This window comes from Sphaerospermopsis sp. FACHB-1094 (genome assembly GCF_014696195.1).
Classification (GTDB): domain Bacteria; phylum Cyanobacteriota; class Cyanobacteriia; order Cyanobacteriales; family Nostocaceae; genus Sphaerospermopsis; species Sphaerospermopsis kisseleviana.
The window spans coordinates 1-5,715 of sequence record NZ_JACJPT010000191.1; the positions used below are offsets into that span (position 1 = coordinate 1).

Below are 5,715 nucleotides of genomic sequence, written 5' to 3' on the forward strand. Positions count from 1 at the left end.
AACAATGTATTTTTTCGCTAATATGTGATTTTTTAGGCTCAGTTTCCTTTCTTATTTCCGTAATTTCTCTATGTGCCAGATCAGGGTGCGGAATGTGGGATACAATAATATACTCGCTAATTTCATAACACTGATGTTTTATTTCTTAGCGTCTTAACGTCAGCACCTTAACAATTTTTAACTTAAAAATCCCAAAAAAGTTTCAACACCCTTTTTTAGCCCAAAATTATTGAGAATGGTTGCGAATGAATTAACGTATTTTCAAGGGTCTTGACTTCTCACAGGGTTGTGTTATCATAGGTTTTAGAATAATCCAAGGGAGTGGTATTGTCTGAATCAGAATGTCCAGGATTACAGGATTTACAGGATGTTATTTGATGATTGTTGGTTATTCTGAAAGGATTTTTTTGTCTGAATCAGGATGTCCAGGATTACAGGATTTACAGGATGTTATTTGATGATGGTTGGTTACGCACAAGTCATGGAAGAATGAACCGCAAAGAACGCAAAGGACAGGAAGGTAAGAGGTTTTAGAGAGATTTTCTGTTTTCATCCTCTACATCCCTAAATGTTAGTTGTCCTGATTTTCACCATCTGCGTCTATCTGCGTTCCGAAAATCTCAACCCAGGCTGTTAAAAACTTTATATATATTGCGCCCACAGATTTCTAATCATAACATAAGTATACAACTAATCTTGCAGCTTGTCAAGTCGAAAACTAAAAAATATGCGATCGCACAGAGAGCAGGTAGAGGAGGCGATCGCTCATATCCTGTAAATCCTTTAATCCTGTCAATCCCAATTCAAAAAAACCGCGTTTATCTGCGTTCATCTGCGTTTTTTATGCTGAAAATCCTGATTCTAACAATGTATATCGCACATAATAACCACCCCAAACAAACAGGATAATTATTAATGTACCAATACCCAGGAAGTTAGGAGTCCAAAATACAACTTCTATATGATTTAACTCACCTGGTTTTAGTTTCCAGACGAGTTGTTTACCATTCTTTTCTGGTTGGAGGATATTTTCAGTTTGTTGAATATTGTTAACTCCCCAAGGTGTTTGTAAGCTAAAATCTAAATCAATAATTGAACTCGTGACATTTAAGTTGTTTCCTTTACTGGTAAGTGCAGCAAGAGAACGCAAATCTAAATCATAGATTAAATGATTTCTCGATAAAAGTAAAAAGTTATTATCCTGTACAATTAAGTTAGATGCTATATTTGGTAGTTCTGAATTATTGCCAATTTTATCATTTTTTGGAGCAGTGGTATAGTTGAAAAAACCACTAAATTTTTCTTGTAGTTCCTTTCCACTGGTAAAGGGTATTTTGACAATAATTTCTTCTGGAGAAATGCGTTTTACTGAACCTGATAGTTTTCTAGCACGACGTTCTAAAGTTTTTGACCATTCGGAAATATAATCACCGCTAAAACTGATGACTGTTTCCGGCAATTTAATATGTTGTACTAATTCGCCGTTGTTGGTATGATTAAAGTTAATTCCTAAATCATATTGTACACATCCAGATAATGTTAAAGATGCCAAAATTAGGAAAACGGAAAATAGTTTTCTGGTGGTTTTTAAGTTGATGATGTTTTTAAAAACCAATCTTGCTATTTTTATTAATATTAAATGAAATCTGGTTTTTGGCAAATTATCTATATTCATAATATTCAGAAGATGCAAAATATTCATAAACTTGTTTTTTCTAAATTTACCTTTTTACTGTCACCTGTCACTTGTCACCTGTCACCTGTCACCAACTCACACAGTTAACCAAACTAAATAGGAAATTGTTAAAGCGACTGCAATTAAAGCTACCCAAATAAAACGATTATCTTTTGTATTGACTTGACTGAGATCAATGTATTCTGGTTCTGGGGATTTTTGTTTTGTGGTTTTTTTGGGTTTTGCGGTGATGACTGTTTTAGCTGCGTTTTCCCCAATATTACCAAAATCAGGAATTTCTGTCATCCATTCTTTTGGGCGTTTAAGTTTGGGCGCTTTTAAAATATATACTAATCTTTTGGCTTGTGATCTGGTTTCATAATGGGGATGACGGGTGAGTTGTTGACAAAGTGCGATCGCATCTTCTGAACGTCCCGCAGCTTCATAAGCATTTACCAACCAAATGTCTACTTCACCTCCAAAGCGTGTATTTTTTGCTAATAAGGAACTAGCTTTTTCTAAGTTTTCCACAGATTCCCGATATTGTCCATTTTCAAAAGCTACTTTTCCAGCAATGTAACGATTTTTCGCAATTTCTAAACTTTCTGTAGTCATTAGTCATTAGTCATTAGTTATTAGTCATTAGTTATTGGTTATTGGTTATTGGTTATTAGTTATTAGTCATGAGTCATTAGTTATGAGTCATTAGTTATTGGTTACTCTTCCCAGTCACCAGTCACCAATTACCAATTACCAATCACCAATCACCAATCACCAATCACCAGTCCCCAGTCCCCAGTCCCCAGTCCCCAGTCCCCAGCGATGCACTGAGCTTGTCGAAGTGTCCCCAGTCCCCAATCACCAATTTATCATTTAACTTGAGAACCTAAAATCATTGTACCAATTCCCACATCTGTAAAAATTTCTAACAATAATGCGTGAGGAATGCGACCATCAATAATGTGTGCAGCTTTGACTCCTTGAGCGAGCGATCGCACACAACAAGTCACTTTAGGAATCATGCCTCCACTAACTATACCATCGTTAATCAATTGACGCGCTTCAGGAATATCTACTTTAGGAATTAAGGTAGATGGGTCTTTGTAATCGGTTAAAATACCCCGTGTATCCGTCAGCAAAATTAACTTTTCTGCTCCTAAAGCAGCTGCTATTTCTCCCGCTACGGTATCAGCATTAATATTATAAGCTTGTCCGTTATCATCAGCAGCGACGCTAGAAACCACGGGAATATAACCATTACTGGCGAGAGTTTCTAATATCTTGATGTTAACATTACTGACTTCCCCTACAAAACCAATACCTTCATCACCTTGAGGACGAGCAGTAATTAAATTACCATCTTTACCGCACAGTCCCACGGCCATACCCCCAGCTTGGTTAATCAGAGCCACAATTTCTTTATTGACTCGGCCGACTAACACCATTTCTACCACATCCATTGTTGGTGCATCGGTGACACGCAAACCATTCTTAAATTGTGCTTCAATTCCCAGTTTACCCAACCAACTGTTAATTTCTGGACCACCACCATGTACTAAAATTGGTCGCAAGCCTACACAGGATAAAAATACAATGTCACGGATAACTTTATCTTTGAGGCTACCGTCTTTCATGGCCGCACCTCCGTATTTGACAACAACGGTACGACCTGAGAATTTTTGAATGTAGGGTAGTGCTTCGCTGAGAACTTCGACGCGATTAGCTTCCGCTTGCCTGATATACTCGGTATCGTTAATCATTTTGAGAATTGGCTAATTTTCAATTTTGAAGATGCAGGATTTTTACATGATCAAAACATGAAAATACCCTAGCATCACAAAATATCCTCAGATCAATTTTGGTGTTGGGAAACTTGAGTTTTGAGAACACTAGGTATTGCTGCTAGTATCGTTGCCACAATTTGTTCTGGGGTTTGCTCCTGGGTGATGGTAATATGTAAGTCAGCTTGGGAGTAAAGCGGTTGACGTTGTTGCAGGAGCGATCGCAATTTACTTTCAGGATTAGAATCTTGTAAAAGTGGCCTTGTAGTGTCTTCTAACAACCTATTAAAAATTGTTTCCACGCTGCAATCTAACCAAACTATCAACCCATGATGTAGATAACTCCAGTTTTCTTGTCGCAAGACAATACCCCCACCAGTAGCTATAGTTAATTTAGTATAAGCACAAACTTGAGCTAACACATCACTTTCCAACTGCCGAAACCCAGTTTCACCTTCATCAGTAAATATATCATTAATGGATTTACCAGCAGCTTTAACTATGACATCATCAGTATCTATAAAACCATAACCCAATTCTTGAGCCAGTAACCGCCCAACTGTGGTTTTACCGACACCCATCATCCCAATTAAATACAGGTTGACTCCTCTTAATAAATTACTCATAACTTACTCACCAGTCTGATTCATTTACGCTGAACATTTCTGAGCATTGATTGACAAAACTCGAACTCTTGACTCCAATTAATAATTTTTACATTTTATAGGATATAGGCAAAAACCCCCTAACTGGTGATAGTTAGGGGATTATTTTTTGTAATGCAAAAAATTACACATATAACGCTTGACAGATTTGGTAGAAAATTAGTAGAAAGTCCAAATAGAGAGTTTTGCACTTTCTACCACCTGTACCTTAAAAACCAGACACAGTAAGGCTTATAAGCTATGGAGTTAAGCGGAATCGAACCGCTGACCTCTTCAATGCCATTGAAGCGCTCTACCAATTGAGCTATAACCCCGTAGGTTGCATTAGCAATTATGCCAGATTATTTCCATTTAGTCAACTGTGTTCGTAAATAATCCCGACCATTGTAGATGCGGCCGGGATAATGAATCACAAAAGACGAGATGAGATGTAAATCCTAGATTCTACCAATGTTATGCAATCCCAAGATAATACCAGCGCCTAAGATATGTCCAAAAGCGGCAGTAGCAAGTATAGCAGGTAAACCAAAACCACCAAAGAATTGAGGTGCGGGTGCTGCGGGTTCAGCACTGGGATATTGAATTGTAAATTTACCAAAGGCGATCGCAATAATATTGGCGATGATCATAATGATGCCAACGGTAGGAGACCATTCTAGGGGTGTAGTTGCAGCAGCGATTAGAGTAGAAGTCAACATCCGATTTTCTCCTCAGATTACAGAATTAGGGGCTGATAATCTTCATAATTACTAATAAAATTCAACCAATGTCCCAATTTTGCAGCATTATTTAATATTTTTTTGAATTACTTCATAATTGGTGATTGGGGACTGAAGACTGGGGACTGGGGACTGGGAAAGAAAGGGAAGAAAGGGAAGTTAATAACCCAATCACCAATCACTAATCCCCAGTCAACTGCGATCGCTCTTAAAGATCGCAGATCATTTACACTCAACATAAGACTGATTTATTTTCTAGATTTACTATGTCCTTGAGTCTTGACTCCTTACCACCTGCTTTAGCCAAGATTGTGCAACGCTTTCAACGTGCTTCTGATCCAAAGCGCCGTTATGAACAATTAATCTGGTATGCTCAAAAATTACCAGAGTTTCCCGAAGCTGATAAAATCCCCGAAAATAAAGTCCCTGGTTGTGTCTCTCAGGTATATGTCACAGCTTCACTCAATGATGGCAAGGTGGTTTTTCAGGGAGATTCTGATTCTCAACTGACTAAGGGACTGGTAGCACTTTTAATAGAAGGGTTAAACGGATCATCACCTAATGAAATTGTACAACTAACTCCTGATTTTATTCAAGCCACAGGGTTAAATGTCAGCCTCACACCTTCCCGCGCTAATGGGTTTTACAACATTTTTAAAACTATGCAGAAAAAAGCATCGGAAATAGGGGTGTAGGGGTTAGTAGCCAGTTACTGTTTTCTTAACCAATACTAACAAATACTCACATTTACTGAAAATTTCCTGTCATCTTTTGGCTTTGTGACAGAATTACAGTAAAATCACTGTATGCTACTAGGATTCAAAACCCAACTCAAAGTTAACAAGCAACAACGACTACTACTGGCGCAAAACGCA

General features: G+C 37.8%; 8 protein-coding genes and 1 tRNA gene. 2 read left to right on the top strand and 7 right to left on the bottom strand.

Annotated elements, in window-relative coordinates; translation table 11 throughout:
- Window positions 1-841 precede the first annotated feature (841 nt).
- Both H6F47_RS26600 and H6F47_RS26605 read right to left on the bottom strand, forming a co-directional pair.
- Window positions 842-1,675: a DUF3153 domain-containing protein gene (locus H6F47_RS26600; protein WP_190348740.1), complete on the bottom strand. Its 834-nt coding sequence runs from the start codon at window positions 1,673-1,675 to the stop codon at window positions 842-844.
- 96 nt (window positions 1,676-1,771) lie between these two features.
- Complete coding sequence (locus H6F47_RS26605) at window positions 1,772-2,290, bottom strand: tetratricopeptide repeat protein (protein WP_190651757.1); 519 nt, start codon at window positions 2,288-2,290, stop codon at window positions 1,772-1,774.
- A gap of 97 nt (window positions 2,291-2,387) precedes the next feature.
- Here H6F47_RS26605 and H6F47_RS26610 point away from each other — a divergent pair, with 97 nt between their 5' ends.
- A complete protein-coding gene (locus H6F47_RS26610) occupies window positions 2,388-2,552 on the top strand; it encodes a hypothetical protein (RefSeq protein ID WP_190651759.1) in 165 nt (54 codons plus the stop codon).
- Here the strand turns inward: H6F47_RS26610 and argB are convergent.
- From argB to H6F47_RS26635, 5 genes are all read right to left on the bottom strand, one after another.
- Window positions 2,545-3,435, bottom strand: a complete 891-nt coding sequence (gene argB, locus H6F47_RS26615) for an acetylglutamate kinase (RefSeq protein WP_096565617.1) — start codon at window positions 3,433-3,435, stop codon at window positions 2,545-2,547. The genes H6F47_RS26610 and argB overlap by 8 nt on opposite strands.
- A gap of 92 nt (window positions 3,436-3,527) precedes the next feature.
- The gene (locus H6F47_RS26620; RefSeq protein WP_137668103.1) at window positions 3,528-4,082 is read right to left on the bottom strand and encodes a shikimate kinase; all 555 of its coding nucleotides are present in this window, start codon (window positions 4,080-4,082) and stop codon (window positions 3,528-3,530) included.
- Window positions 4,083-4,362: 280 nt separating this feature from the next.
- Window positions 4,363-4,435 (bottom strand) — tRNA-Ala (locus tag H6F47_RS26625).
- A gap of 123 nt (window positions 4,436-4,558) precedes the next feature.
- The gene (psaK, locus tag H6F47_RS26630; RefSeq protein WP_096565613.1) at window positions 4,559-4,819 is read right to left on the bottom strand and encodes a photosystem I reaction center subunit PsaK; all 261 of its coding nucleotides are present in this window, start codon (window positions 4,817-4,819) and stop codon (window positions 4,559-4,561) included.
- Window positions 4,820-4,926: 107 nt separating this feature from the next.
- Window positions 4,927-5,079: a hypothetical protein gene (locus tag H6F47_RS26635; protein WP_190348734.1), complete on the bottom strand. Its 153-nt coding sequence runs from the start codon at window positions 5,077-5,079 to the stop codon at window positions 4,927-4,929.
- Window positions 5,080-5,106: 27 nt separating this feature from the next.
- On the opposite strand from H6F47_RS26635, the gene H6F47_RS26640 reads away from it, so the two are divergent.
- Complete coding sequence (locus H6F47_RS26640; RefSeq protein ID WP_096565611.1) at window positions 5,107-5,535, top strand: SufE family protein; 429 nt, start codon at window positions 5,107-5,109, stop codon at window positions 5,533-5,535.
- The last annotated feature ends 180 nt before the right edge of the window (window positions 5,536-5,715 follow it).

Excerpts from the sequence above, each read along its gene's own strand:
- H6F47_RS26600 (WP_190348740.1), bottom strand. The coding sequence starts at position 1,675 with ATGAATATAGATAATTTGCCAAAAACCAGATTTCATTTAATATTAATA.
- H6F47_RS26605 (WP_190651757.1), bottom strand. The coding sequence starts at position 2,290 with ATGACTACAGAAAGTTTAGAAATTGCGAAAAATCGTTACATTGCTGGA.
- argB (WP_096565617.1), bottom strand. The coding sequence starts at position 3,435 with ATGATTAACGATACCGAGTATATCAGGCAAGCGGAAGCTAATCGCGTC.
- H6F47_RS26620 (WP_137668103.1), bottom strand. The coding sequence starts at position 4,082 with ATGAGTAATTTATTAAGAGGAGTCAACCTGTATTTAATTGGGATGATG.
- psaK (WP_096565613.1), bottom strand. The coding sequence starts at position 4,819 with ATGTTGACTTCTACTCTAATCGCTGCTGCAACTACACCCCTAGAATGG.
- H6F47_RS26635 (WP_190348734.1), bottom strand. The coding sequence starts at position 5,079 with ATGTTGAGTGTAAATGATCTGCGATCTTTAAGAGCGATCGCAGTTGAC.
- H6F47_RS26640 (WP_096565611.1), top strand. The coding sequence starts at position 5,107 with ATGTCCTTGAGTCTTGACTCCTTACCACCTGCTTTAGCCAAGATTGTG.